Consider the following 1204-nt stretch of genomic DNA (forward strand, 5'->3'; position numbering starts at 1 on the left):
TGTAATAGCCACGACTTTATCTGACAGTTAGGGGTTAAAAATAGTTGTCAGTTATCCAATATTGTCCTTACTTCCAAAAGTAAGGATTTTTTGTTCCTCTACAAGAGTTTCCAATAATTTCTCTTTTGCAATAGGTTTACTATCCAAAAACGTCTGCATCGGTGTTTTACCGTAACAATGTTTTCCTGTATGCGTTCTTTCATTGTTGTAATACGACAGCCAGCTGTTTAGGTCTAATTGCAGTTCTTCAATACTTCTGTAAATTTTCTTTCTGAAAGCTATGGCATAAAACTCTTCCTGTATCGTCCTGTGAAAACGTTCACAAATGCCGTTGGTCTGAGGACTTTTAGCCTTGGTCTTCGTGTGATCAATATCTTCAATGGCTAAATAAAGCTGGTATTCATGCTGTTCTCTTATTCCACAGTATTCTGTTCCTCTGTCTGTTAAAATTCTGAGTAAACGAAGTTCCTGCTGCTCAAAGAAAGGGACTACCTGATCATTAAGCATGTCAGCAGCAATAAGGGCATTTTTACGGTCATATAGCTTTGCAAATACTACCTTAGAATACGTGTCAATAAAAGTTTGCTGATAAATATGTCCAACTCCTTTGATATTGCCTACATAATAAGTGTCTTGAGCTCCTAAATATCCAGGATGATGAGTTTCAATTTCTCCATGAGCTTTTTTCTCCTCCTTGGCTCTTTCTAGTGCTGAAAGTTGAGATTCAGTAAGGACTATACCATCTTGAGCGGATTTGGTTTCCAGGGCTTTTAATCTTAGTTTAAATGTATGTAGATCGTGTCTTAACCAAATACTTCTGACTCCACCTGGCGATACAATGAAACCTTTCTTTTTAAGTTCATTACTTACTCTAAGCTGCCCCAAAGCTGGGTTTTCAATGGCTATATCAACAACAGCCTTTTCAATAACTTCATCTACACGATTCTTTAATACTGGCTTTCTTCTGGAGATTTCCTGTAATGCTAATTCACCTCCTTGCTCATACAGTTCTTTGAATCGATAAAAACTGTCTCGGGAATAGCCCATTACTTTACAAGCTTTGGATACATTTCCTAAATGTTGTGCTAATTCAAGTACGCCTAATTTGTTCTTGATGATTTTTTGTTGTGTTGTCATAATACTTAATCTGTTTTAAAGTTATTTAATTTGATTACAACTGTCAGATTAAGTATTGACTAATTCA

At 36.0% G+C, this 1204-nt stretch carries 1 protein-coding gene; it reads right to left on the reverse strand.

From position 1 onward, the window contains the following. Window positions 1–51: 51 nt before the first annotated feature. Window positions 52–1137 carry an IS481 family transposase gene (locus tag CRS_RS24285; protein ID WP_142726513.1) on the reverse strand — a complete coding sequence of 362 codons (1086 nt, stop codon included), beginning with the start codon at window positions 1135–1137 and terminating at the stop codon, window positions 52–54. Window positions 1138–1204: the final 67 nt, after the last annotated feature.

It is taken from the genome of Chryseobacterium sp. ON_d1, from assembly GCF_006829085.1.
GTDB lineage: Bacteria > Bacteroidota > Bacteroidia > Flavobacteriales > Weeksellaceae > Chryseobacterium.